General features: G+C 72.6%; 20 protein-coding genes. 10 read left to right on the top strand and 10 right to left on the bottom strand.

Going from position 1 to position 21,920, the window contains the following annotated elements:
• Window positions 1-309 precede the first annotated feature (309 nt).
• Both ACGF4C_RS34485 and ACGF4C_RS34480 read left to right on the top strand, forming a co-directional pair.
• Window positions 310-1,341 carry an ATP-binding cassette domain-containing protein gene (locus ACGF4C_RS34485; protein ID WP_393571829.1) on the top strand — a complete coding sequence of 344 codons (1,032 nt, stop codon included), beginning with the start codon at window positions 310-312 and terminating at the stop codon, window positions 1,339-1,341.
• Entirely contained in the window at window positions 1,338-2,168 is an 831-nt protein-coding gene (locus tag ACGF4C_RS34480) for an ABC transporter permease (RefSeq protein ID WP_393571827.1), read from the top strand. Before ACGF4C_RS34485 ends, ACGF4C_RS34480 begins: the two co-directional genes overlap by 4 nt.
• 54 nt (window positions 2,169-2,222) lie before the next feature.
• Here ACGF4C_RS34480 and ACGF4C_RS34475 read toward each other — a convergent pair whose 3' ends face one another.
• On the bottom strand, window positions 2,223-5,630 hold the full coding sequence (locus ACGF4C_RS34475; RefSeq protein WP_393571825.1) for a BTAD domain-containing putative transcriptional regulator: 3,408 nt from the start codon (window positions 5,628-5,630) through the stop codon (window positions 2,223-2,225).
• 149 nt (window positions 5,631-5,779) lie between these two features.
• On the opposite strand from ACGF4C_RS34475, the gene ACGF4C_RS34470 reads away from it, so the two are divergent.
• The gene (locus ACGF4C_RS34470; RefSeq protein WP_393571823.1) at window positions 5,780-6,565 is read left to right on the top strand and encodes a site-2 protease family protein; all 786 of its coding nucleotides are present in this window, start codon (window positions 5,780-5,782) and stop codon (window positions 6,563-6,565) included.
• A 1-nt stretch (window position 6,566) separates the two neighbouring features.
• Here the strand turns inward: ACGF4C_RS34470 and ACGF4C_RS34465 are convergent, their stop codons facing one another.
• The 7 genes from ACGF4C_RS34465 to ACGF4C_RS34435 form a co-directional block, all read right to left on the bottom strand.
• Window positions 6,567-6,755 carry a hypothetical protein gene (locus ACGF4C_RS34465; protein ID WP_393571821.1) on the bottom strand — a complete coding sequence of 63 codons (189 nt, stop codon included), beginning with the start codon at window positions 6,753-6,755 and terminating at the stop codon, window positions 6,567-6,569.
• 880 nt (window positions 6,756-7,635) lie between these two features.
• Window positions 7,636-8,367, bottom strand: a complete 732-nt coding sequence (gene npdG, locus ACGF4C_RS34460; protein WP_393571819.1) for an NADPH-dependent F420 reductase — start codon at window positions 8,365-8,367, stop codon at window positions 7,636-7,638.
• Window positions 8,368-8,437: 70 nt separating this feature from the next.
• Window positions 8,438-9,313 (bottom strand): carbohydrate ABC transporter permease, encoded by an 876-nt coding sequence (locus ACGF4C_RS34455; RefSeq protein WP_393571817.1) that lies wholly within the window; start codon window positions 9,311-9,313, stop codon window positions 8,438-8,440.
• Entirely contained in the window at window positions 9,310-10,293 is a 984-nt protein-coding gene (locus ACGF4C_RS34450) for a carbohydrate ABC transporter permease (RefSeq protein ID WP_393571815.1), read from the bottom strand. The genes ACGF4C_RS34455 and ACGF4C_RS34450 overlap by 4 nt, the downstream gene beginning before the upstream one ends.
• Window positions 10,290-11,642, bottom strand: coding sequence for an ABC transporter substrate-binding protein (locus ACGF4C_RS34445; protein WP_393571813.1), 1,353 nt, complete (start codon window positions 11,640-11,642; stop codon window positions 10,290-10,292). The genes ACGF4C_RS34450 and ACGF4C_RS34445 overlap by 4 nt, the downstream gene beginning before the upstream one ends.
• Window positions 11,639-11,893, bottom strand: a complete 255-nt coding sequence (locus tag ACGF4C_RS34440; RefSeq protein WP_393571811.1) for a hypothetical protein — start codon at window positions 11,891-11,893, stop codon at window positions 11,639-11,641. The genes ACGF4C_RS34445 and ACGF4C_RS34440 overlap by 4 nt, the downstream gene beginning before the upstream one ends.
• Window positions 11,894-12,168: 275 nt before the next feature.
• Window positions 12,169-12,852, bottom strand: a complete 684-nt coding sequence (locus ACGF4C_RS34435; protein ID WP_393571809.1) for a FadR/GntR family transcriptional regulator — start codon at window positions 12,850-12,852, stop codon at window positions 12,169-12,171.
• Between the two features lie 193 nt (window positions 12,853-13,045).
• On the opposite strand from ACGF4C_RS34435, the gene ACGF4C_RS34430 reads away from it, so the two are divergent.
• The 3 genes from ACGF4C_RS34430 (at window position 13,046) to ACGF4C_RS34420 (ending at window position 16,272) form a co-directional block, all read left to right on the top strand.
• Window positions 13,046-14,071 carry a dihydrodipicolinate synthase family protein gene (locus ACGF4C_RS34430; protein ID WP_393571807.1) on the top strand — a complete coding sequence of 342 codons (1,026 nt, stop codon included), beginning with the start codon at window positions 13,046-13,048 and terminating at the stop codon, window positions 14,069-14,071.
• 42 nt (window positions 14,072-14,113) lie between these two features.
• Window positions 14,114-14,803, top strand: coding sequence for a hypothetical protein (locus ACGF4C_RS34425; RefSeq protein WP_393571805.1), 690 nt, complete (start codon window positions 14,114-14,116; stop codon window positions 14,801-14,803).
• A 122-nt stretch (window positions 14,804-14,925) separates the two neighbouring features.
• Window positions 14,926-16,272, top strand: coding sequence for an MFS transporter (locus tag ACGF4C_RS34420; RefSeq protein ID WP_393571803.1), 1,347 nt, complete (start codon window positions 14,926-14,928; stop codon window positions 16,270-16,272).
• 21 nt (window positions 16,273-16,293) lie between these two features.
• On the opposite strand, the gene ACGF4C_RS34415 is transcribed toward ACGF4C_RS34420, so the two are convergent.
• Window positions 16,294-16,527, bottom strand: a complete 234-nt coding sequence (locus tag ACGF4C_RS34415; RefSeq protein ID WP_393571801.1) for a hypothetical protein — start codon at window positions 16,525-16,527, stop codon at window positions 16,294-16,296.
• A gap of 66 nt (window positions 16,528-16,593) precedes the next feature.
• On the opposite strand from ACGF4C_RS34415, the gene map reads away from it, so the two are divergent.
• Both map and ACGF4C_RS34405 read left to right on the top strand, forming a co-directional pair.
• Window positions 16,594-17,451, top strand: coding sequence for a type I methionyl aminopeptidase (gene map / locus ACGF4C_RS34410; RefSeq protein ID WP_393571799.1), 858 nt, complete (start codon window positions 16,594-16,596; stop codon window positions 17,449-17,451).
• A 171-nt stretch (window positions 17,452-17,622) separates the two neighbouring features.
• On the top strand, window positions 17,623-18,330 hold the full coding sequence (locus ACGF4C_RS34405) for a heme oxygenase (biliverdin-producing) (protein WP_393571797.1): 708 nt from the start codon (window positions 17,623-17,625) through the stop codon (window positions 18,328-18,330).
• A gap of 30 nt (window positions 18,331-18,360) precedes the next feature.
• On the opposite strand, the gene ACGF4C_RS34400 is transcribed toward ACGF4C_RS34405, so the two are convergent.
• Window positions 18,361-19,026 (bottom strand): PhzF family phenazine biosynthesis protein, encoded by a 666-nt coding sequence (locus ACGF4C_RS34400; RefSeq protein ID WP_393571795.1) that lies wholly within the window; start codon window positions 19,024-19,026, stop codon window positions 18,361-18,363.
• Window positions 19,027-19,334: 308 nt separating this feature from the next.
• On the opposite strand from ACGF4C_RS34400, the gene efeO reads away from it, so the two are divergent.
• Both efeO and efeB read left to right on the top strand, forming a co-directional pair.
• A complete protein-coding gene (gene efeO / locus ACGF4C_RS34395; protein WP_393571792.1) occupies window positions 19,335-20,486 on the top strand; it encodes an iron uptake system protein EfeO in 1,152 nt (383 codons plus the stop codon).
• A 46-nt stretch (window positions 20,487-20,532) separates the two neighbouring features.
• Window positions 20,533-21,858: an iron uptake transporter deferrochelatase/peroxidase subunit gene (efeB, locus tag ACGF4C_RS34390; RefSeq protein ID WP_393571790.1), complete on the top strand. Its 1,326-nt coding sequence runs from the start codon at window positions 20,533-20,535 to the stop codon at window positions 21,856-21,858.
• Window positions 21,859-21,920: the final 62 nt, after the last annotated feature.

The raw sequence follows: 21,920 nt of genomic DNA, 5'->3' as shown, positions 1-21,920 counted from the left end.
GGCCTTGTTCGTGGACGTAAAGCGTCAGCAGTCCACGAACAAGGCCCCGGAGGCCCGTCACCGCACCCAACAACAACCCAGCCCGCCGCAGGCGCCACGGCGAGACGACCCGCGCCGCCGCAGACGGGTACGTGCGGGGCGCCGCAAAGCGCAACGGCGAGAAACCATCGCGGCGGGAAAGACGAGTACGTGGGAGGCGCCGCAAAGCGGCAACGGCGAGCCCCGCGGCGGGACGGCCAAGTACGTGGGAGGCACCGCTATAGGCGGAATATCGGTGCGTTGTCGGTGGGCCCTGGCACCGTTGGCGGTATGACGCGACAGACGATGACCACCAAGGGCGGCAACGCCGTGGAGGTGCGCGGTCTGGTCAAGCACTTCGGCGACGTCAAGGCCGTCGACGGAGTGGACCTGGACGTGAAGGAAGGCACCGTACTCGGCGTGCTCGGCCCCAACGGGGCGGGCAAGACCACGCTCGTGCGCTGCCTGTCCACCCTCCTTGTGCCGGACGCCGGCCGTGCCGTGGTGGCGGGCTACGACGTGGTGCGCCAGCCCCGCGCGCTGCGCCGCACGATCGGCCTGACCGGGCAGTACGCCTCGGTCGACGAGAAGCTCTCCGGCTGGGAGAACCTCTACATGATCGGGCGGTTGCTCGACCTCTCCCGCAAGGACGCCCGCGCCCGCGCGGACGAGATGCTGGAGCGGTTCTCGCTGACCGAGGCCGCCAAGCGGCCCGCCGCCAAGTACTCCGGCGGTATGCGCCGCCGGCTGGACCTCGCCGCCTCGATGATCGGCCGGCCGGCCGTGCTCTATCTGGACGAGCCGACCACCGGCCTGGACCCCCGCACCCGCAACGAGGTGTGGGAGGAGGTCCAGCGGATGGTCCGCGAGGGCGCCACGGTCCTGCTGACCACGCAATACATGGAAGAGGCCGAGCAGTTGGCGGACGAGCTGACGGTCATCGACCGCGGCCGGGTGATCGCCGAGGGCCGGGTCGACGAGCTCAAGGCCAAGGTCGGCGGGCGGACCCTGCAGATCCGGCCGGCCGACCCCGGTGAGCTCGACCGGATGGTCGGCGCGATCGCCCAGGCGGGGCTGGACGGCATCGCGGGCGCGACGGCTGACCACGACGGGGGTGTGGTCAACGTACCGATCGTCAGCGACGAGCAGCTGACCGCGGTGGTCGCGGTGCTCGGCGGCCGCGGCTTCGCGCTCGCCGGGATATCGACCCATCTGCCCAGCCTGGACGAGGTGTTCCTGGCCATCACGGGCCAGAAGACCTCCGGCGCCCCCGAGTCGCACGACCTGACGGCAGACCAGCAGTACGCGGAGGTATCGGCATGACTGCCGCGACGATGACGGCGCCGCTCACCAAGCCCGGCACGGACGAGGGCCGGATCGGGCTGCGCGGCAATCTGCGGCACATCGGTGCCCTGGTACGGCGCAACGCCCTGCAGATCAAGCAGGATCCGGAGTCGATGTTCGACGTCCTGCTGATGCCGGTCATCTTCATCCTGCTGTTCACCTACGTCTTCGGCGGCGCGATAGCCGGCAAGGGCAACCAGCACGAGTACATCCAGCGGCTGGTGCCCGGCATGATGGCGATGATGGGCATGAACATCGCCATGGCGGTCGGCTCCGGCGTCAACGAGGACTTCCGCAAGGGCGTGATGGACCGCTTCCGGACGATGCCCATCGCCCGCTCCTCGGTCCTGATAGCCAAGATCGTCGTGGAGATCGGCCGGATGCTGATCGCCACCGCGATCCTGCTCGGCATGGGCTTCCTGCTCGGCTTCGAAATCCGCGGCAGCATCCTGGAGTTCGTGGCGGCGGTGGTGCTGTCCACGGCCTTCGGTGCGGCACTGATGTGGATCTTCATTCTGCTGGGGCTCTCGGTGAAGACCCCTCAGGCGGTGCAGGGCATGGCGATGATCGTGCTGATGCCGTTGCAGTTCGGCTCGTCGATCTTCGCCCCGCCGACCTCGATGCCCAGCTGGCTGGAGGGCTTCACCAAGGTCAACCCGCTCTCCACACTGGCGGACGCGGCCCGGGCGCTGCTCAACGGCCAGGGCGCGGTGGCGCACCCGGCGCTGATCACCCTCGGCTGGACGGTGGCCATCACGGCCGTCACCATGCCGCTCGCGGTGGCGAAGTTCCGCAAGAAGACCTGACGCATGCCCCGCAGGGGGCTTCCCTGCGGGGCGGCAGCCTCCGCCCGGCTCGCGTCAGATGAGGGCGGTGGCCTCTTCGAGGGAGAGGCCGCCGCCTTCAACGTAGGCGCGCGCATAGGCGTCGTCGCTCAGCAGCTTGCGCGCCGCCTCCTCGGTGCGCGCCCGCTCGTCGCGGATGACCAGGGTCGGCACATGGCCGATGGCCCGCAGTGCGTCGTACGCCCCGACCAGCCGCGCCGCGTCCCGGCCCGCCGCCTCGCCGCGTACGGCCATCAGCACCCGCGCGCCGGTCAGGAGCTGGATCACCGGCAGGTCGGGGGCGACCATCTGGGTCAGCTCGTCCTGCATCAGCGTGAGGGCCTCCCGGAAGCGCGGCAGCAGCCCCTCGGTGCGGCCCTCCTCGATGTCCAGCGAGATCAGCGAGGACTCCACGACACCGGCGAACAGGTCCGGGGCGCGCGGCACGAACAGCTCCTGCACGGTGTGGAGTTCGGCCCGCGCCTCCTGCGGCCGCCCGCTCACCGACAGCCACATCGCGAGGGTCAGCCGGGCGAACGGCTCGGTGTCCCGGCCGCTGCTGCCCTTCGCGGCCTCGGCCAGCACCTCGCGCAGCATCCGCTCCCCGGGCTCCGCCTGGCCGTCCTCGATCAGCACGGCACCCAGCCGGCAGCGCAGCAGCAGGGTCTGGCCGTGCGCGCCCAGCTCCTCGGCGTGCACCATCGCCGCGCGGTAGTCGCGCGCCGCGAGTTCGTACGCGCCCCGCTTCTCGTGGGACTCGCCGCGCCCGGACAGGGCCTCGGCCGCGCCCCAGGCGTCCCCGGCGGCGCGGAATATCCGCAGTGCCTCGTCGGCGTCGCGGGACGCCTGGGTCAGTCCGCCGGGCCGGTCGTTGAAGATCTTGGAGCGCATCTGCAGGACGTAGGCCAGCTCCCATTTGTAGCCGTGGTCGCGGCAGGCCGCCACCGCGGCGTCGATCAGTTCCGCCAGTTCGTCGAACCGCCCGGTGAGCAGCACCGCGAAGTACCACATCACCCCGGGCACCTTGCAGGTCTGCGGCAGTCCGGGGTGGTAGGCGGCGAGCACCCCGGCCAGCTCCTCCTGCATCTCCGGGTCGCGCAGCGCCTCGATGTCGCTGTCCCGGCTGGTCAGGGCGACCAGGCGGACCTCGCGGCGGGCCTCGGCCAGCTGCTCGGGCGGCATCGGCGGCGGGGCGTCGATGGGGCGCCGGTGCAGTGCGGGGGCCTCTTCGACGGGGGTCAGGAAGGGGTTGGGGCCGAGCTCGCCGGCCGCGGTGGCCCAGTGGCGGGCGTCGCTGCGGTGGTCGCGCAGCGACCAGAACCACTGCAGGGACAGCACCAGGCACAGCGCCTCGTGCTCGTCCCCGGCCGCGATGGCCCGGCGCAGCGCGGTGCGCAGGTTGTCGTGCTCCAGCTCCAGCCGCTCCATGGCCGCGCCCTGGCCGGGGCCGCGCAGCAACGGGTCGGTGGTGCGGGCCAGTTCGCGGTAGGCGACGAGGTGCCGGCGCTCGGCACCGGCCCGTTCCCCCGCCTCGTCCAGCCGCTCCGCGGCGTACTCCCCCACCGTCTCCAGCAGCCGGTAGCGCATCTGGTTCCCGGTCCAGGCACCGTTCCCCGCGCTCCCGGCGCCGCTCGACGAGGGGAGAGTCCCGTCAGCGGAGTGGCCGACGCCGCGCCCCTGGCCGGCCGGCGCGGCCACCACCAGCGACTTGTCGATCAGCGAGCCCAGCAGCCCGGCGACCTCGTACTCCTCGACGCCGTCGCCCGCGCACACCTCCTCCGCGGCGGCCAGGTCGCAGCCGCCGGCGAAGACGGACAGCCGGCGCAGCACGGCCCGTTCGGGCTCGTCGGTGAGGTCCCAGGACCAGTCGACCACCGCGCGCAGGGTCTGCTGCCGGGGCAGTACGGTCCGGCTGCCGCTGGTCAGCAGCCGGAAGCGGTCGTCGAGCCGGTCGGCCAGCTGGCGGGGGGTGAGCAGCCGGAGCCGGGCGGCGGCGAGCTCGACGGCGAGCGGCAGGCCGTCCAGCCGGCGGCAGATCTCGGTGCAGGCCGCGACATCGTCGTCGATCCGGAAGCCGGGGCGGGCGGCGGCGCCCCGGTCGGCCAGCAGCCGCAGCGCGACCGGGTCGGGCAGCGGCTCGACCGGTCGCAGCACCTCGCCCGGTACGGCCAGCGGCTCGCGGCTGGTGGCCAGGACCGTGACGCCCGGGCAGTCGGCCAGCAGCCGCTCGGCGAGCGCGGCGGCGGCACCGATCACATGCTCGCAGTTGTCCAGGACCAGCAGCATCCGGCGTCCCGCGCAGTGCTCGGCGAGCCGGCCGAGCGGGTCCAGGGCGGTCGGGTCGGCGGCGGCCCGCAGGCCCTCGGCGGTGGTGCCGCGGACGACGGTCTCGCGGGCGCCCAGCGCGGTCAGTACCGCCTCGGGCACGGTCTGCGGATCGTCCACCGGTGCCAGCTCCGCCAGCCACACGCCGTGCGGCCAGGCTCCCGGCCGGGCCGCGGCGGCGCTCTCCGCGCCCTCCTGCGACAGCCGGGTCTTGCCCGCCCCGCCCGGGCCCAGCAGGGTCACCAGCCGGTGCTCGGCCAGATCGGACCGGAGCGCCGCGAGATCGGCGTCCCGGCCGACGAAGGAGGTGAGCCGGGCACGGAGGTTGCCGGGCCCACGCCCGGCGGGGCGGGACGGCGGCACCTGGGCCTCCTCGACGGCCGCGGCCGGCCCGTCCGCACCGAGCCGCAGCAGCTCCGCGTGCAGGGCCCGCAGCTCGGGGCCCGGGTCGGCGCCGAGGCGGTCGGCGAGGCCGGTGCGTATCTCCTCGTAGGCGGCCAGCGCCTCCGCGGTACGTCCCGCGGCGCGCAGCGCCCGCAGCCGCAGGGCCTGGAGGGGCTCGTCGAGGGGGTGCTCCCGGCACAGCGCGAGCAGGGCGGGCAGCGCCCGGTCGGCCCGGCCGAGGGCGAGGTCGGCGGCGAGGCGGGTGCGCTGGGCGTCCAGCCGGCGGCTGTCCGCGCGGGCCGCTTCGGTACCCGCGTCCGGCAGGTCGGCGAGCGCCGGGCCGCGCCACAGCGCCAGCGCCTCGTCCAGCAGGTCGGCGGCCCGGCCCGGATCGGCGTCGGCGAGCGCCCGGCCACCGTCCACGGTGAGCCGCTCGAAGCGGTGCAGGTCGACGGCGTCGGGCTCGGCGCACAGCCGGTAGCCGCCGTCGACCGAGGCGATCGCGGCATGCCCGAGGGCCCGCCGCAGCCGGCCGACCAGCGCCTGCAGCGCACCGGGCGCGTCGGCGGGCGGATCCATGCCCCAGACGTCGGCGATCAGCGCCTCGGCGGGCAGCGCCCGGCCCGGGCGCAGGGCGAGGGCGGTGAGCAGCGCGCGCAGGCGGGCGCCGCCGAGGGCCACGGGGGTGCCGTCGGGTCGGTCGGCCTGGGCGGTGCCGAGAATTCCATAGCGCACCGGCCCATTGTCGTTCAGGGCCGAGGCCGCTTTGCACCGAGTTTCCGTTCCTGGCGACGACCGGACACGGCGGCACCCGTGCGCGGTCCGCCCCGACGCGGTTACGGTCGGGGCTGCCCCTGCCGAGACCGTCCCCGGGAGCCCGCACCATGACCACCGCCATCCGGCGCGCCGACCGGCGCATCAGCCCGGTCTTCCTCGCGCTCGTCGCCGTCCTCGCGGTGTCCGGCTGGGCCGTCTGGAAGGGAACGCTCGGTACGCACACCGGCGTCGCGGTCTTCGCGTTCGTCACGTCCGGCTGGCTGGTCTCGCTCTGCCTGCACGAGTACGCACACGCCCGTACCGCGCTGCACAGCGGCGACATCTCGGTGGAGGCCAAGGGCTATCTCACCCTGAACCCCCTCAAATACACCCACCTCTTGCTCAGCATCATCCTGCCGCTGATCTTCCTGATCGTGAACGGCATCGGCCTGCCGGGCGGCGCGGTCTACATCGAGGACGCCCGCATCCGCGGCCGCTGGCGGCACAGCCTGATCTCGGCGGCCGGTCCCCTGACCAACGCCGCCTTCGCGGTGGTCTGCACGGCCCCGTTCTGGCTGGACGGCCTCACCGGCGTCCCCACCGCGTTCCGCTTCGCCCTGGCGTTCCTCGCCCTGCTCCAGGTGACCGCGACGGTCCTGAACTTCCTGCCGGTCCCCGGTCTGGACGGCTACGGCGTGCTCGAGCCCTGGCTGCCACCGGCACTGCGCCGCCAGATCGAGCCGTACGCGGTCTTCGGCCTGCTGGCGGTCTTCGCCCTGCTGTGGCTCCCCGAGGTCAACCAGGCCTTCTTCGGCCTGGTGGACACGGTCCTGCGCGGCCTGGGCGTCTCCCGCCCCGACACCTACTTCGGCCAGGAACTCTTCCGCTTCTGGCAGGACCCGCAGTTCCCCTGACTCAGCCGGAGGTCGCCTGCTGCTCCCGCTCGATCTTCGCCTTGCGCACGTAGAACCACGCCATGTTGCTGGAAATACCGGCCAGCAACACCCACACGATCCCCACGAAGCTGCCCTCCACGAAGGAAACGACGGCAGCGGCAACGGCAAGAACACACACGGCAAGGGCCATGAGAGCGAGGCGGGGCATGAAATCGGCTCCTGTCGGGACGAACGGTTCCTTCTAGTCTCCCCCACGTACCTGACTAGTCTCCCCCACGTACCTGGCCGTCCCGCCGCGGGGCGCTGCGCATGGCCTCCGCCCCACGTACCTGGCTGTCCCGCCGTTGCCGCTTTGCGGTGCTTCCCACGTACCTGGCTGTCCCGCCGCGGGGCTTGGTCGCCGTTGCGCTTTGCGGCGCCCCCGCACGTACTCGTCTCTCCCGCGGCGGGGCTCGCTCGCCGTTGCGCTTTGCGGCGCCCCGCACGTGGCTGTCTGCGGCGCCGCGGGTCGTCTCGCCGTTGCGCCTGCGGCGGGCTGGGTGGGTGTTGGGTGCGGTGACAGCCCTACAGACTTCGTCCTCCGGTCTGTCCCCTCCCGTTGGGGGAGTGGGAAGAGGGCGGTGGGGGTGGGCGTTAGGGGTACAAGGGGGCCTGCGGACCCGTAGGGGACGGTCGAACAGATCCCGTAAGGGTCGTGAGGGCCCCCTGCGGGGCCACAACTGGGCGCGCCGGGGAGGTATTCCCGCTTACTGGCGACGTCAGGTGTACGTGCCACAACGCGCGCCCCCACTTACCCGCACACTCCCCCAACGGGAGGGGACGGGCCGGAGGGGCCGGTGTTTGGGACGTAAAGCGTCAGCAGTCCCAAACACCGGCCCCGGAGGTCCGTCACCGCACCCAACACCCACCTAGCCCGCCGCAGGCGCAACGGCGAGCGAGCCCCGCGGCGCCGCAGACGGGTACGTGCGGGGGGCGCCGCAAAGCGGCAACGGCGAGACGACCCGCGGCGGGAAAGCCAGGTACGTGGGAGGCACCGCAAAGCGCGCAACGGCGAGCCCCGCGGCGGGAAAGCCAGGTACGTGGGGGGATCAAACATCCGTAAGGCGGACCCCCGCATGCGCCTTGTAGCGGCGGTTCACCGAGATCAGGTTCGCCACCAGTGACTCCACCTGGTGTGCATTGCGCAGGCGGCCCGCGAAGACGCCGCGCATGCCGGGGATGCGGGCGGCCAGCGCCTGGACCAGGTCCGTGTCGGCGCGGGACTCGCCGAGGACCATCACGTCGGTGTCGATCTGCTCGACCCCGGGGTCCTGGAGCAGTACCGCGGACAGGTGGTGGAAGGCCGCGGTGACCCGGGAGTCCGGCAGCAGCGCGGCGGCCTGCTCGGCCGCGCTGCCTTCCTCGGGCTTCAGCGCGTAGGCGCCCTTCTTGTCGAAGCCCAGCGGGTTGACGCAGTCGATCACGAGCTTGCCGGCCAGCGGCTCGCGCAGGGCCTGGAGCGTCTTGGCGTGGCCCTCCCAGGGCACGGCGACGATCACGATGTCGCTGCGGCGCGCGCACTCCGCGTTCTCCGCGCCCTCGATGCCGAGGCCGAGTTCCGAGGCGGCGGTCTGTGCGCGCTCGGCGGCCCGGGATCCGATGATCACCTTCTGGCCGGCCCGGCCGAGCCGGTAGGCCAGGCCGCGGCCCTGGTCGCCGGTGCCGCCGAGGACACCGACCACGAGACCGGACACGTCCGGGAGGTCCCACGGGTCGCGCTGGAGGGCGGCCTTGGCGCGGGTCGCGGCGTTCGGGGACTGGGCATCGTCAGGAGTAGTCATGACAGCGATCCTGTCACGCGGGTGTGGCCGGGCGCGGGCCGGTGAGCGGGTGGTGGCGCGGCCGCCGGGATCACGCCTTGACGCTGCCCTCCGTCAGCCCCGTGCGCCAGTACCGCTGCAGGACGGTCATCAGCACCATCAGCGGCACCACGGAGAGGAACGCGCCGCCCACCGTGTACTGGTAGAGCACCGGCTGCCGGTCCGCGTAGCCGGTCCAGCTGGTCAGGCCCAGCTGGATGGGGTAGAGGTCGGAGTCGGAGAGCATGACCAGCGGCAGGAAGTAGTTGTTCCAGATGTGGACGAACTGGAAGAGGAAGACGGTGACCAGTGCCGGGGTCATCAGCCGCAGGCCCACGCCCGCGAAGATCCGGGCCTCTCCCGCGCCGTCGATCCGGGCCGCCTCCAGCAGCGAGTCGGGGACCGCGGCGGTCGCGTAGATCCGGCAGAGGTAGACGCCGAACGGGCTGACCACGCTCGGGATCAGCACCGCCCAGTAGGTGTTGGCCAGGCCCATCGCGCTGAAGAGGAAGTAGAGCGGGAGGGCGAGCGCGGTGCCGGGGATGAGGACGCCGGCGAGGACGAGGTTGAAGACCGCCTCCCGGCCGGGGAACGGGAATTTGGCCAGTGCGTAGCCGGCCGCGGCGGACAGCAGGGTGGCGCAGACCGCGCCGATCCCGGCGTAGAGCAGGGAGTTGGCGAACCAGCGGGCGTAGATGCCGTGGTCGTAGGTGAGGACGTCGGCGAGGTGGCCGAGGGGGTCGGGGTGGCCGGCGAACCAGAAGCCGAAGGTGCCGAAGAGTTCGGCGCTGTTCTTGGTGGTGGAGACGACCAGCCAGTAGACGGGCACCAGGAAGTACAGCGCGGCGACGGTCAGCAGGGAGGCGGTGATGATCCGGTAGCGGACGGGCGGCAGGGTCGTCCGGGGGTGCGCGGTGGGCCGGTTCATCGGCGTCGCTCCTTCGTCCGCCCGCCGACCAGCCGCAGGAAGCCGAACGACAGCGCGCACGCCACCAGCGCGAGCAGCACCGCCTCGGCCGCCGCCACGTGCGGGTCGTTGCCGACGAACGCCTCGCTGTAGGCGTGCAGGTTGGGGGTGAAGCCGGAGTCGATGGACGAGGCGAGCGGGCGCAGCACCATCGGCTCGGCGAACAGCTGGAGGGTGCCGATGATGCTGAAGACGGTGGTGAGGACGAGCGCGGGCCGGATGAGCGGGAGCTTGACGTGCCGGGCGACCTGCCAGGCGGAGGCGCCGTCGATCCGGGCCGCCTCGTACAGCTCGCCGGGTACGGATTTCAGCTGGGCGATCAGTACCAGCATGTTGTAGCCGGTGAACTGCCAGGTGACGATGTTGGCGATGGACCACAGGACGGTGCCGCGGGAGAGGAAGTCGACGTCCCAGCCGGCCGCGTCGGCGATCTTCACCAGCGGGCTGATGCCGGGGACGTAGAGGAAGCCCCAGAGGATGGAGGCGATCACGCCGGGCACGCCGTAGGGCAGGAAGAAGGCGCTGCGGAAGAAGGCGATGCCGCGGGCGCTGGCGCTCTCCAGGAGCAGGGCGAGGGTGGTGGCGAGCGCGATCATCAGCGGGATCTGTACGGCGCCGAAGAGCAGCACCCGGCCGAAGCCGGCCAGGAACCGCTCGTCGGCGAGGGCGTGCGTGTAGTTGGCGAGGCCGGCGAACGCCTCGTGTTCGTGGCCGCCGAGGCCGAGCGGGCCGGTGCGTTCGGTGCGGTGCAGGCTCTGCTGGACGGCGTACCCGATGGGCGCGAGGAAGCAGAGGCCGAAGAGGGCGAGGAAGGGCAGGACGAAGCCGGCGGCGGCGCGGGCGTTGCGGGCCTCGGTGCGGGAGACCCGCCGTCGGCGGCCGGGCGGGTCCGGCCGCCGGGCGGTGGCCGGCGCGGTGCGGCCGAGGGTGTCCCGGCTCACCCGCCGCTCTCCACCTTCAGGCCCTTGCCCTGGAGGTCGGACAGTGTCTGGCGCTGCACCTTGGTGAGGGCCGCGCGGAACGAGCTGCCGTCGGCGAGGGCGTCGGTGAAGGCGTCGCCGAGCCGCTGGTAGAGGGTGTCCACGCCGGGGCCCCACCGCCAGCTGGTGTCGACGTGTGCGCCGGCGTCGGCGAAGACCTTGCTGTACGCCTGGCCGCCGAAGAAGGCCTTGTCGGCGTCGAGGGCGTCGGTGGCGTAGCCCTGCTTGGCGCTGGGGAAGCCGTAGCCGCCGGCGATCAGGAGGGCGATCGATGCGGGGTCGGTGTTGAGCCAGACGGCGAAGTCGAGGGCGTCCTTGGGGTAGCTCGCCTTGGCGAAGACGGCGGTGGTGGAGCCGCCCCAGTTGGCGAAGACCCGGTCGCCGGCCTTCCACTGGGGCAGCGGCGCGGCCCGCCATTTTCCCTTGGTGCCCGGTGCGTTGCCGACCAGCAGGGCGTCGCCCCAACTGGCGCCCACCCAGGCGGTGATGGTGCCGGTCTGGAGGTCCTTGTACCAGGCGTTCTGGCGGTCCGGGATGGTCTTGACGAGCTTCTGCTTGACCAGGGACTCCCAGTAGTCGGCGACCCGGCGGGTGGGTTCGTCGTCGATGTGCACGATCCAGGTGTCGCCGTGGGTCGCGTACCACTTGGCGCCGGCCTGCCAGGCGAGGCCGGCGAAGCGGTTGCCGTTGGTGGGGGCGAAGGTTTCGATCCAGGCGCCCTTCTTGCGGATCACCTTGGCGGCGGCCTCGTACTCGTCCCATGTCCCGGGAGCCTTCAGGCCCCACTTGTCGAAGAGGTCCTGGCGGACGAACAGGCCCATCGGGCCGGAGGCCTGCGGGATGGCGTAGATGCCCTTGCCGAAGACGGACTGCTGCCACTGCCAGCCGAAGAACTTGTCCTTGTGGCGGGCGGCGCCGAGCGGGGCGAGGTCGAGCAGCCCGTTGTCGAGCAGGAAGCTGGGGACGACGGGGAACTCGATCTGGCCGAGGTCGGGCGGGTTGCCGGCCTTGATGGCGGCGTGCATCTTGGCGTATTGCTCGCCGTTGACGGCCGACACCTTCTCGACCTTGACCTGGACGTCGGGGTTCTTGCGGTTCCACAGGTCGACGGGTTTGTCGATGCCCGGCACCCAGGACCAGAAGGTCAGCGTGATCTTCTGGCCCTTCTTGCGCTCCTGGGGCGCGTCGGCGTCGCCGTCCCCGCCGTCGCCGCAGCCGGCGAGCGCGAGACCGGCGGCGAGCGCGGCCGCCCCGCCGAGGACCGTTCTGCGGGGCGTACGGGGCGGATGGGGCACGGGGTTGCGGGTCATGCCGGCTCCTCCACGGGGATGCGGCGGAAGGTGATCGTCGAGTACGCGCTGGAGTCGCCGGTCCCGTAGCGGAGTCCGACGGTGTCGCGGTCGAGGCGCACAGCCGAGCGGCTGAGCTGAGCTGCAGCGAAGCGGGTCAGGCCGGCGAACGGGGTGAGCACCCCGGGGCGCGCGCGGACCACGGCGGGGACCCGGACGCTGGTGTACCGCTCGGTCCCGGCCCGGTACGGCACCGAGCTCTCGTACGCCATGGGTCACCCCCAGAGGGCAAGGACGTAGGATGTCCCTTGTCCTGGGGACCATAGGGAGCGCCCAACTGACCGTCAAGGCAGCGCACATGACGCAATTTCGCTGTCGGCGACGGGACGGCTGACGGGGCGTGACATCGCGGTGAACGGGTGGGCCCGGGGCGGGGTCCTGACGGGGTTTTTGTGTCGCCCGCCCGCGCCACCGGGGTCCGGGGCGGGGCCCTGTGTCGCCAGCCCGCGCCACCGGGGACGGGGACGGGGCCGGGCCCGCGTCTGCGCTACTCGGTCAGTCGGCGCCGGATGCCGTCGAAGTGCCGGTGCATGGCCGCCACGGCGCGGTCGCCGTCGCCGGCCTCCAGCGCGTCGACGATCTCCTTGTGCTGACGGTAGGTCAGCTCCGGGTCGGGGTGGTCGTCGGAGAGGTCCTCGCGCACCCGGCGCAGCGCCGCCCAGAAGGCGTCCAGCACCTCGCTCAGCAGGTGGTTGCCCATCGAGCGGTACAGGGCGAGGTGGAAGGCCCGGTCGGTGGCGCTCTGCACCATGCCGCCGCGCGCCTCCTCCGCCATCCGCTGCACCAGCCCCTTGAGGACGGTGAGGTCCGCGGCGGGCAGCCGGCGGGCGACGGCGGCGATCAGGCCGGCCTCCAGCGCCTCACGGACCTCCATCAGCTCGTACAGGCTCGGCTCGCCCTGGTGGTGGCGGACCGCGGCGCGGAAGGCGACCCCCTCGACGAACGGCTCCAGGGTGAGCGGGCCGACGTAGGTGCCGAAGCCGTGCCGGATCTCCACGATGCGCATGGCCTGCAGCGCCTTGAGGGCCTCGCGCACCGAGTTGCGGCTGACGTCGAGCAGGTCGACCAGTTCGGCCTCGGTGGGCAGCGGATCGCCCGGGACCAGTCTGCGGCGCAGGATCAACTGCTTGATCCGCCCCTGCACTTCCTCGGACATCGTCCCTCGTGCCATGGCGTTCTCCCTCTCCCGCACGCACCGCTGCCGCGCCGCCGGCCCTCCCCGGAGCTCTTGGGGAGCTGGGGGCTGCCATCCCGCCCGCCCCCGCCGGGGCCGTGGATCCTTCCGACCGCTTGTGAACAGGTCTATTGTGCTCTGACATAGGACATCCCATGTCCTATGTGTTCACGACCACCCGGAGCCCGCCATGGCCCTGCCCACCCCCCTCCACGGCTCTCTCCACGGCCCTCTCCGCAGCCCTCTTCGCGGCCCTCTGCACGGGGTGATTCCCCCGCTCTGCACCCCGCTCGACCAGCGGGGCGAGGTCGACACCGCCTCCCTGACGCGCCTGGTGCACCACCTCCTCGCCGCCGGGGTGCACGGACTCTTCGCCCTCGGTTCCACCGGCGAGGCCGCCTACCTCACCGATGACCAACGGGCCACCGCCCTGGAGACCGTCATCAAGGCCGCGGACGGCCGGGTCCCGGTCCTCGCCGGCGTCATCGACACCACCACCCCCCGGGTCCTGGACCACGCCCGCGCCGCCGCCGCGCTCGGTGCCGACGCCCTGGTCGCCACCGCGCCCTTCTACACCCGCACCCACCCCCGGGAGATCGCCGCCCACTTCCGCCATCTGCGCGCGGCCGTGGACCGCCCGCTGTTCGCCTACGACATCCCGATGGCCGTGCCCAGCAGGCTCACCCCCACCGTGGTGCGCGAGCTGGCCGAGGACGGCACGCTGGCCGGGCTGAAGGACAGCAGCGGCGACGAGGGCGCGCTGCGCCGGCTGCTCGTCGCACTCGGCGGCCGCGCCGGCCGGCACTCCGGCCCGGCCCCCGGCTTCACCGTCCTCACCGGCTCCGAACTGACCGTGGACGGCGCCCTGTTGGCGGGCGCGGACGGCGTGGTCCCGGGGCTCGGCAACGTCGATCCGGCCGGTTACGTACGCCTCTACGAGGCGGCGCGGGCCGGCGACTGGGAGCGCGCGGCCGCCGAACAGGAGCGCCTGGCCACGCTGTTCGGGATGGTCGATGCCGGGCCGGAGGCCGAGATGGGCCGCAGCTCCTCGGCGCTCGGCGCCTTCAAGGCGGCACTGCGGCTCCTGGGCGTCATCGAGCACGGCACCACCGCCTTCCCCCAGCTGCCGCTGAGCGAGGAGTCGGTCCGGGAGGTAGGACGTCGTCTGACGGCCGCCGGTCTGGAGCCGGTGGCCCGTACGGGTGACATCGGTTGAAAGGACAATCAGGTATCGGGGCGCTGCGGCAGGATCCGGGCCATGGATGCCGTACGGGTCGCCCTGCTGCGTGAGGTGCTCGCCGGGACCGAGTGGATCCAGGCCACCCGGCGGTTCGCGGGGTCGCTGCGTACCGCCGTCGCCCCGCACGGCGGTGGACTGCTGCTGGTCGGCGGCGCCGGGTACGAGCCCTGGCACCTGGCCGCCCATCTGGACGACGAGGCCGCCTGGTCGGGGCTGCCGGAGCTGTCGCCGACCCTGGTGCGGCAGCGCGTTCCGCCCGGCGCCCCGGCCCATCTGGCCGTCGGGCCGGGCCGGCTGGCCGCGGCCGGGCGGGGCGAGACGCTGCTGGTGGTCGCGCCGGAGCAGCCGGGCGCCGAACTGCTGGAACGGGTGCACGACGCCCGCCGCAACGGCGCCACGGTGCTCGCCCTGGACGGCGGCGACCGCGATCTGCACGCGCTCGCGCACGACGCCCTGACCGCGTCGGCGCCCCTGCCCGACGGCAACCCCGACGGCAGCCCGGACGACGCCCTCGGCACCGGCACCGGCACCGGCCCCGATCCCGAGGACGTCGCCTCGCAGGGCCTCGACCTCGATACGGTCCAGCACCTGGTGAGCGCGGCCGCCGGCGAGAACAGCCTGCCCGCGCCCCGCGGCCGCCGCCGCTTCCGCGACCGCCTGGCCCGGCTCGCCGACGAACTGACCGCTCCCCCGCCGCCGCGCTGGTAGCCCGACGGGTACGAGGGCGCCCTCAGCCCTCCGCCCTCCGTGGGTCCGCCCCCTGCGGCGCCCCGCGGCCGCCGCCGAAAATCCTTTGCGGGCCCGCTTCCCGCGCCGCACGATGAACCCTCGTGACCACCGAGGACCCCCCACCCCCGCCCGCGCCGGCCTCCCGGCGGCGGCTCGCCTCCCTGCTGCCGGACCTGGCCCCCTGGCGGTCCTCGCGCGACTTCCGGCTGATGTCGTGCGCCGGCGCGATCACGGTCTTCGGCAGTTTCCTGACGTTCGTGGCACTGCCGCTCCAGCTCAAGGAGCTGACCGGTTCCACCGTCGCGGTCGGGGCGCTGGGCGCGGTGGAGCTGGTCCCGCTGATCGTCTTCGGGCTCTACGGCGGTGCGCTGGCCGACGCCGTGGACCGCCGCCGGCTGATCGTGTGGAGCGAGGCCGCGCTGGGCCTGATCGCGGTGGGACTGCTGGGCAACAGCCTGCTGCCGCATCCGGCGGTCTGGCCGCTCTATGTGAGCGCGGCGGCGTCCAGCGCACTGACGGGTCTGCAGCGGCCCGCGCTGGACGCGATCGTGCCGCGGATCGTCGGGCACGACCAGCTCGCCGCGGCCGCCGCGCTCAACTCGCTGCGCTGGCAGGTCGGCGCGATCGCCGGCCCGGCGCTGGCCGGCGGGCTGCTCGCCTGGGCAGGCCCGTCCTGGGCGTACGGCGTCGACGCGGCCACCTTCGTCGGCTCGCTGCTGCTCTCCGTGCGGCTGGCTCCGTCGCCCGCGGCGCACGACGCCGAGAAGCCGTCGCTGCGCGCGATCGCCGAGGGCGCGCGCTACGCCTGGTCCCGCAAGGAGCTGCTGGGCACCTACGCGATCGACCTCACCGCGATGCTCTTCGCCTTCCCGCTGGCGATCTTCCCGTTCCTCGCCGACGAGCTGCGCGCGCCCTGGGCGCTGGGCCTGATGTACGCGGCGCTGCCGGCCGGCTCCTGTCTGGTCAGCCTGACCAGCGGCTGGACCTCGCGGATCCACCGGCAGGGGCGGGCGATCGCGCTGGCGGCGGCCGGCTGGGCGCTGGCCGTCGCGGCGGCCGGGCAGCTGCGCAACGTCTGGCTGGTGCTGCTGTGCCTCATGCTGGCCGGCTCCTGCGACATGATCAGCGGCATCTTCCGGTCGGCGCTGTGGAACCAGACCATCCCCGACGAGCTGCGCGGCCGGCTGGCCGGTATCGAGCTGCTGTCGTATTCGGCGGGCCCCCAGCTGGGACAGGTAAGGGTCGGGGGGATGGCGGCCCTGACCGGTGTGCGGGCCGCGGTGTCACTGGGCGGTCTGCTGTGCTTCGCCGGGGTCGGGCTGCTCGCGCTGGGCCTGCCGAAGCTGATGGGGTACGACGCGCGGACCGACGAGCACGCCCGCCGCATGCGGGAGCGCCGGGCCGCCGCCCCGGCCGCCCCCGACACCGGCGAGGCCCTCACCGCCTAGCGGCTCACCCTGGAGGGCGCCCTAGTCCTCCTCGCGGTCCCCGCCCTTGGCCGCGTCGTGCCATTTGGGGTCGGTCTCCCACTGCAGGTTCCGCTCGCGGGCGGTCTCCATGGCGTGCGCGGCCTCGTCGCGGGTGTCGTAGGGGCCGAAGCGGTCGGCGGCGCGGCACTGGGGGCCCTCCTCGACCGTGCCGTGCTTGAGGCAGTAGAACCACTCGCCCGGCTTTCCGACCGTCCGCCTCTTGAAGAGCGCCATCGCCGCCTCCTGTGGGGTGCTCAGTGCCACCATCCTGCCCGACGGGCCGCGGATACACTCGCTGGCATGTCTGGCCAGTCGCTTCTTGTCCCGGGGAAGATCTCCCCCACCCGCCCCGTCCCCGCCTCGATCCCGCGCCCCGAGTACGTCGGGAAGGACGCGCCCACGCCCTACACCGGGCCCGAGGTGCAGGACGCCGAAACGATCGAGAAGATGCGGATCGCCGGCCGGATCGCCGCCCAGGCGATGGCGGAGGCCGCCAAGCACATCCAGCCCGGTGTGACGACCGACGAACTGGACCGGGTGGCCCATGAGTTCATGTGCGACCACGGCGCCTACCCGTCCACGCTCGGCTACCGCGGTTTCCCCAAGTCGCTGTGCTCCTCGCTCAACGAGGTCATCTGCCACGGCATCCCGGACTCCACCGTCCTCAAGGACGGCGACATCGTGAACCTGGACGTGACCGCGTACATCCACGGTGTGCACGGCGACAACAACGCCACGTATCTGTGCGGTGAGGTGGACGAGGAGTCCCGGCTGCTGGTCGAGCGCACGCAGGAGGCGCTGAACCGTGCGATCAAGGCGGTCAAGCCGGGCCGTCAGATCAACATCATCGGCCGGGTCATCGAGTCCTACGCCAAGCGTTTCGGTTACGGCGTGGTCCGTGACTTCACCGGTCACGGCATCAACTCGTCGTTCCACTCCGGTCTGATCGTTCCGCACTACGACAGCCCGCACCACACCACCGACATCAAGCCCGGCATGACGTTCACCATCGAGCCGATGCTGACGCTGGGCACGCACGAGTACGACATGTGGGCGGACGGCTGGACCGTGGTCACCAAGGACCGCAAGCGGACCGCGCAGTTCGAGCACACTCTGGTGGTCACGGAGACCGGCACGGAGATCCTCACCCTTCCCTGACCGCGGGCCCGCGGGCGGGGCGGCCCCGGCCTGGTGGCCGCCTCGCGCCCGGGGCGTCGGCCTGGCAGAATTTTTACCGACAGCGCGTCGGAAACGCCCTTACACTTCTTTACCGACACCGAGTCGGTAAAGCTGCCGGCCGTTCGCGCCCCTCGGCCCCGGAGGTCCGTCATGGAACCGTCCAGCCCGGCCCCGCACCCCTCCCCCGTCGCGCCCGCCCCACGCGCTCCGTCCGCCCCGTTCTCGGCGGTGATCCGGACCGCGTCCCACGCGCAGCACACCGAGGCCGAGAACTCCTCGTTCATGAGCGACCTGCTCGGCGGCAGGCTCGGCGTCACGGCGTACCGGCGCTACACCGAGCAGCTGTGGTTCGTCTACCGCGCCCTGGAGGACGCCACCGGGGTGCTCGCCGGCGACCCGGTGGCGGGCCCGTTCCTCCGTCCCGAGCTGGCCCGCACCCCCGAGCTGGAACGCGATCTCGCGCACCTCGGCGGCCCGTCCTGGCGCACCGGCCTGCGGCCGCTGCCGGCCACCGCCGCCTACGCCGCCCGCGTCACGGAATGCGCCCGCACCTGGCCGGCCGGCTATGTGGCGCACCACTACACCCGCTACCTCGGCGACCTCTCCGGCGGCCAGCTCATCCGCGGCACCGCCGAGAAGACCTGGGGCTTCGCGCGCAAGGGCGACGGCGTCCGCTTCTACGTCTTCGAGGACATCGCCAACCCCGCCGCCTTCAAGCGCAGTTACCGCGCCCTGCTGGACGCCCTGCCGGTGGACGAGGTCGAGAAGCAGCGGGTGGTCGAGGAGTGCCGTCGCGCCTTCGGCCTGAACAGCGCGGTCTTCCGCGCGCTGGGTGAGGAGTTCCCGCTCAGCGCGTAGCAGGGGCAACGGGCGGGCGGTAGCCCGTAGTTAGGCCGTCAGGCGCCGTACGCGGCCGCCGACGGCGAGGGTGCCGTCCGGGTGGACCCGGGTGAAGATCTGCGACGCCGCGCCCTGATGGATCGTCAAGGGGCGGGCCAGTTGGTGGGTGAGGAGCAGGGCGGCGGCGCCGGTGGCCTCGTCCTCGGCGATGTTGTCGCCGCGGCGCGGGAAGCCGCGGGCGCGGACCACGCCGGCGGGTTCGTCCTGCCAGGCCCAGGCGTAGAGCCAGCCCTCCCCCGGCGGCGGGGCGGGCAGGGCGTCGACCTCGGCGGCCGAGGCGAGGCGTTCGGTGCGGCGCGGTGGCACCCATTCCGGGCGGCCGCGGACCCAGGTGAGGTCGCCCTCGAACCGCACCGCGGCCTCGCCGGCCGGCGGGCGGAGGGTGTGCGGCGGCCGGCCCCGTTCACGTAGGAGCCAGGCCAGGCCGACGAGCGGATGGCCGGCGAACGGGAGCCGGACGCTCGGGGTGTGGATGTCGACGGTGCCCCGGTCGGGGTCGTCGAGGAAGACCGTTTCGCTGAAGCCGAGCCGGGTGGCGAGGGCGGCGCGTTCGGCGGGACCGGGGAGCGCCGCGCCGTCCCGCACCACCGCCAGTTCATTGCCCCCGGTGCCGTCCGGTCCGCAGAACACCCGGAGTACGTCGTATGCGGTCATCCGGACAGTGAACCGCGGGGCCGGGCCAGCCCGTGACGGAATCTTCGCCCCGGGCATCGAGGGGCGAAAAGCCCCGGTCACAGGCCGTCTCGACAGTGGGGCCTTACCTTGACCGGCGCATGACCGTTCCGTGATGTGCGGCGGGCCGATCCGTGATGGGGCCGTTGCGTATGAGAGCGGGATCACTGGACAGGGCGGGCAGAAATAGGTAAGCCTCAGATAAGTTAGGGCCGCCTTAGTGGTGGCTCCGGCCATTGATTACCGTTCCTGTGCACAGTTCGTTCGTCCTAGCCCGCTTGGAGCCCCGTATGCGAGCCCTTCGCTCCTCCGCCGTCGCCGCCCTCGCCGCGGCCACGGCCGTCACCGCCGTCGCCGGCTGCGCCGCGAAGAACGACGGCAAGGGAGGCGGCAAGGGCGCGGTCAAGGTGACCGCGACCGACTCCAGCTGCGAGCTGTCGACCAAGGAGTTCCCGGCCGGGCACGTGCAGTTCTCGGTGGAGAACAAGGGCTCCACGGTCACCGAGGTCTACGTCTACGCCCCGGGCGACCGGATCGTGACCGAGCGGGAGAACATCGGCCCCGGCACCAACGCCGAGATCACCGCGGAGATCAAGGCCGGTTCGTACGAAATAGCCTGCAAGCCGGGCATGAAGGGCAAGGGCATCCGGCAGAAGGTGACGGTCAGCGGCAAGAGCGCGGCCGCCAAGCGCGATCCCAAGCTGGACGCCGCGGTCGCCGCGTACCGCACTTACGTGCAGGAGCAGGCCGACCAGACCCTGCCGAAGGCCCGGAAGTTCGCCGACGCCGTCAAGGCCGGCGACCTGGAGGCCGCGAAGAAGGCCTATGCGCTGTCCCGGATCGGCTGGGAGCGCACCGAGCCGGTCGCCGAGTCGTTCGGCGACATCGACCCCAAGGTCGACGTGCGGGCCGACGGCCTCACCGGCGGCCAGAAGTGGACCGGCTGGCACAAGCTGGAGAAGTCCCTGTGGGAGGAGAAGAAGATCTCCGGGGACGACAAGAAGCTGGCCGACCAGCTGATCACCGACCTCAAGGACTGGCAGAAGCGGGTCGGCAAGGCCGAGATCACCCCGACCAGCATGGCCAACGGCGCCAAGGAGCTGCTCGACGAGGTCGCCACCGGCAAGGTCACCGGTGAGGAAGAGCGTTACAGCCACACCGACCTGGTCGACTTCCAGGGCAACGTCGAGGGCGCCGAGAAGGCGTACCAGCTGCTCAAGCCGGTCGTTACCAAGAACGAGCCGGCGCTGGCCAAGGAGCTCGACAAGCAGTTCGCGGCGATCCGCGGGCTGCTCGACGACCACCGTGACGACAAGTCCACCGACGGGTTCGTCTCGTACGACACGGTCGGCAAGGGCGACCGCAAGAAGCTCTCGGACGGCGTGAACGCGCTGGCCGAGCCGCTGTCGAAGCTGGCCGCAGCCGTGGCCACCGCCAAGTAGTCCGCCGCCGGGGCAGGGGATCAGGATGACGCAGGACGAGGACGGTATGGCAGACAAGACGGACGACGCGACCGAGGCGGCCGCCGGGGCCCCCGCGGACGGGCAGGCCGCCGGCGGGCGGGCGCCGTCCCGGCGTTCGCTGCTCGGCTGGGGCGGTGCGGGGCTGGCGCTCGGCGCGGTGGCGGCCGGCGGTACGGCCGCGGCGCTGCGGGCCGGCAACGACGTCCAGCCGGCCGGCGCGGACGCCACCGCGGGCGCCGCGGTGGCCTTCCACGGCCCGCACCAGGCGGGTATCGCCACCGCCGTGCAGGACCGGCTGCACTTCGCCGCGTTCGACGTCACCACCGACGACCGCGACGAGCTGATCGCCCTGCTCAAGGAGTGGACGAAGGCCGCCGCGCGGATGACGGCCGGTGACGCGGTCGGTGACGGCGCGGTCGGCGGGCTGGCGGAGGCGCCGCCGGACGACACCGGTGAGGCGCTCGGTCTGCCGCCGTCCCGGCTCACCCTCACCTTCGGCATCGGCCCGTCGCTGTTCGAGAAGGACGGCAAGGACCGGTTCGGCATCAAGGACCGGCGGCCCGCGGCGCTGATCGATCTGCCGCAGTTCCCCGGCGACAACCTTGACAAGTCCCGCAGCGGCGGCGACCTGTGCGTCCAGGCGTGCGCGGACGACCCGCAGGTGGCGGTGCACGCCATCCGCAACCTCGCCCGGATCGGCTTCGGCAAGATAGCCATCCGCTGGTCGCAGCTCGGCTTCGGCAAGACGTCCTCGACGACGCCGGACGCCCAGACCCCGCGCAACATGATGGGCTTCAAGGACGGCACCCGGAACATCGCGGGCACCGACACCGCCGCGCTGGACAAGCACGTGTGGGTCGGCGACGGGGACGAGAAGGGCAAGGCCGGCTGGATGGCGGGCGGTTCGTACCTCGTCGCGCGGCGCATACGGATGCACATCGAGACCTGGGACCGCACCTCGCTCAAGGAGCAGGAGGACATCTTCGGCCGGAACAAGGGCGAGGGCGCCCCGGTCGGCCGGAAGAACGAGCGGGACGAGCCGCACCTGAAGTCGATGCTGCCGACCGCGCACGTGCGGCTCGCGCACCCCGAGTCCAACGGCGGGATCCGCATCCTGCGCCGCGGCTACTCCTTCACCGACGGCACGGACGGGCTGGGCCGGCTGGACGCCGGGCTGTTCTTCCTCGCCTACCAGCGCGACGTGCGGCACGGTTTCGTGCCGCTGCAGCAGAAGCTGTCGCAGAACGACGCGCTCAACGAGTACATCCAGCACGTGGGTTCCGCGGTCTTCGCGGTCCCGCCGGGCGTCCGGAAGGCGGACGACTGGTGGGGCCGGGAGCTGTTCGCCTGACACCGCCGCCACCGAAGAGATCGCCGTCCACCGTGGGCGGCCGTATGAAGGAAGGGAAGGGA

It is taken from the genome of Streptomyces sp. NPDC048197, assembly GCF_043202395.1.
Lineage (GTDB): Bacteria > Actinomycetota > Actinomycetes > Streptomycetales > Streptomycetaceae > Streptomyces > Streptomyces siderophoricus.
The sequence above is the reverse complement of the archived record's forward strand: the minus strand, read 5'-3'. Positions and strand labels throughout refer to the sequence as shown.

Excerpts from the sequence above, each read along its gene's own strand:
- ACGF4C_RS34485 (WP_393571829.1), top strand. The coding sequence starts at position 310 with ATGACGCGACAGACGATGACCACCAAGGGCGGCAACGCCGTGGAGGTG.
- ACGF4C_RS34480 (WP_393571827.1), top strand. The coding sequence starts at position 1,338 with ATGACTGCCGCGACGATGACGGCGCCGCTCACCAAGCCCGGCACGGAC.
- ACGF4C_RS34470 (WP_393571823.1), top strand. The coding sequence starts at position 5,780 with ATGACCACCGCCATCCGGCGCGCCGACCGGCGCATCAGCCCGGTCTTC.
- ACGF4C_RS34465 (WP_393571821.1), bottom strand. The coding sequence starts at position 6,755 with ATGCCCCGCCTCGCTCTCATGGCCCTTGCCGTGTGTGTTCTTGCCGTT.
- npdG (WP_393571819.1), bottom strand. The coding sequence starts at position 8,367 with ATGACTACTCCTGACGATGCCCAGTCCCCGAACGCCGCGACCCGCGCC.
- ACGF4C_RS34455 (WP_393571817.1), bottom strand. The coding sequence starts at position 9,313 with ATGAACCGGCCCACCGCGCACCCCCGGACGACCCTGCCGCCCGTCCGC.
- ACGF4C_RS34445 (WP_393571813.1), bottom strand. The coding sequence starts at position 11,642 with ATGACCCGCAACCCCGTGCCCCATCCGCCCCGTACGCCCCGCAGAACG.
- ACGF4C_RS34440 (WP_393571811.1), bottom strand. The coding sequence starts at position 11,893 with ATGGCGTACGAGAGCTCGGTGCCGTACCGGGCCGGGACCGAGCGGTAC.
- ACGF4C_RS34435 (WP_393571809.1), bottom strand. The coding sequence starts at position 12,852 with ATGGCACGAGGGACGATGTCCGAGGAAGTGCAGGGGCGGATCAAGCAG.
- ACGF4C_RS34430 (WP_393571807.1), top strand. The coding sequence starts at position 13,046 with ATGGCCCTGCCCACCCCCCTCCACGGCTCTCTCCACGGCCCTCTCCGC.
- ACGF4C_RS34425 (WP_393571805.1), top strand. The coding sequence starts at position 14,114 with ATGGATGCCGTACGGGTCGCCCTGCTGCGTGAGGTGCTCGCCGGGACC.
- ACGF4C_RS34415 (WP_393571801.1), bottom strand. The coding sequence starts at position 16,527 with ATGGCGCTCTTCAAGAGGCGGACGGTCGGAAAGCCGGGCGAGTGGTTC.
- map (WP_393571799.1), top strand. The coding sequence starts at position 16,594 with ATGTCTGGCCAGTCGCTTCTTGTCCCGGGGAAGATCTCCCCCACCCGC.
- ACGF4C_RS34405 (WP_393571797.1), top strand. The coding sequence starts at position 17,623 with ATGGAACCGTCCAGCCCGGCCCCGCACCCCTCCCCCGTCGCGCCCGCC.
- ACGF4C_RS34400 (WP_393571795.1), bottom strand. The coding sequence starts at position 19,026 with ATGACCGCATACGACGTACTCCGGGTGTTCTGCGGACCGGACGGCACC.
- efeO (WP_393571792.1), top strand. The coding sequence starts at position 19,335 with ATGCGAGCCCTTCGCTCCTCCGCCGTCGCCGCCCTCGCCGCGGCCACG.
- efeB (WP_393571790.1), top strand. The coding sequence starts at position 20,533 with ATGGCAGACAAGACGGACGACGCGACCGAGGCGGCCGCCGGGGCCCCC.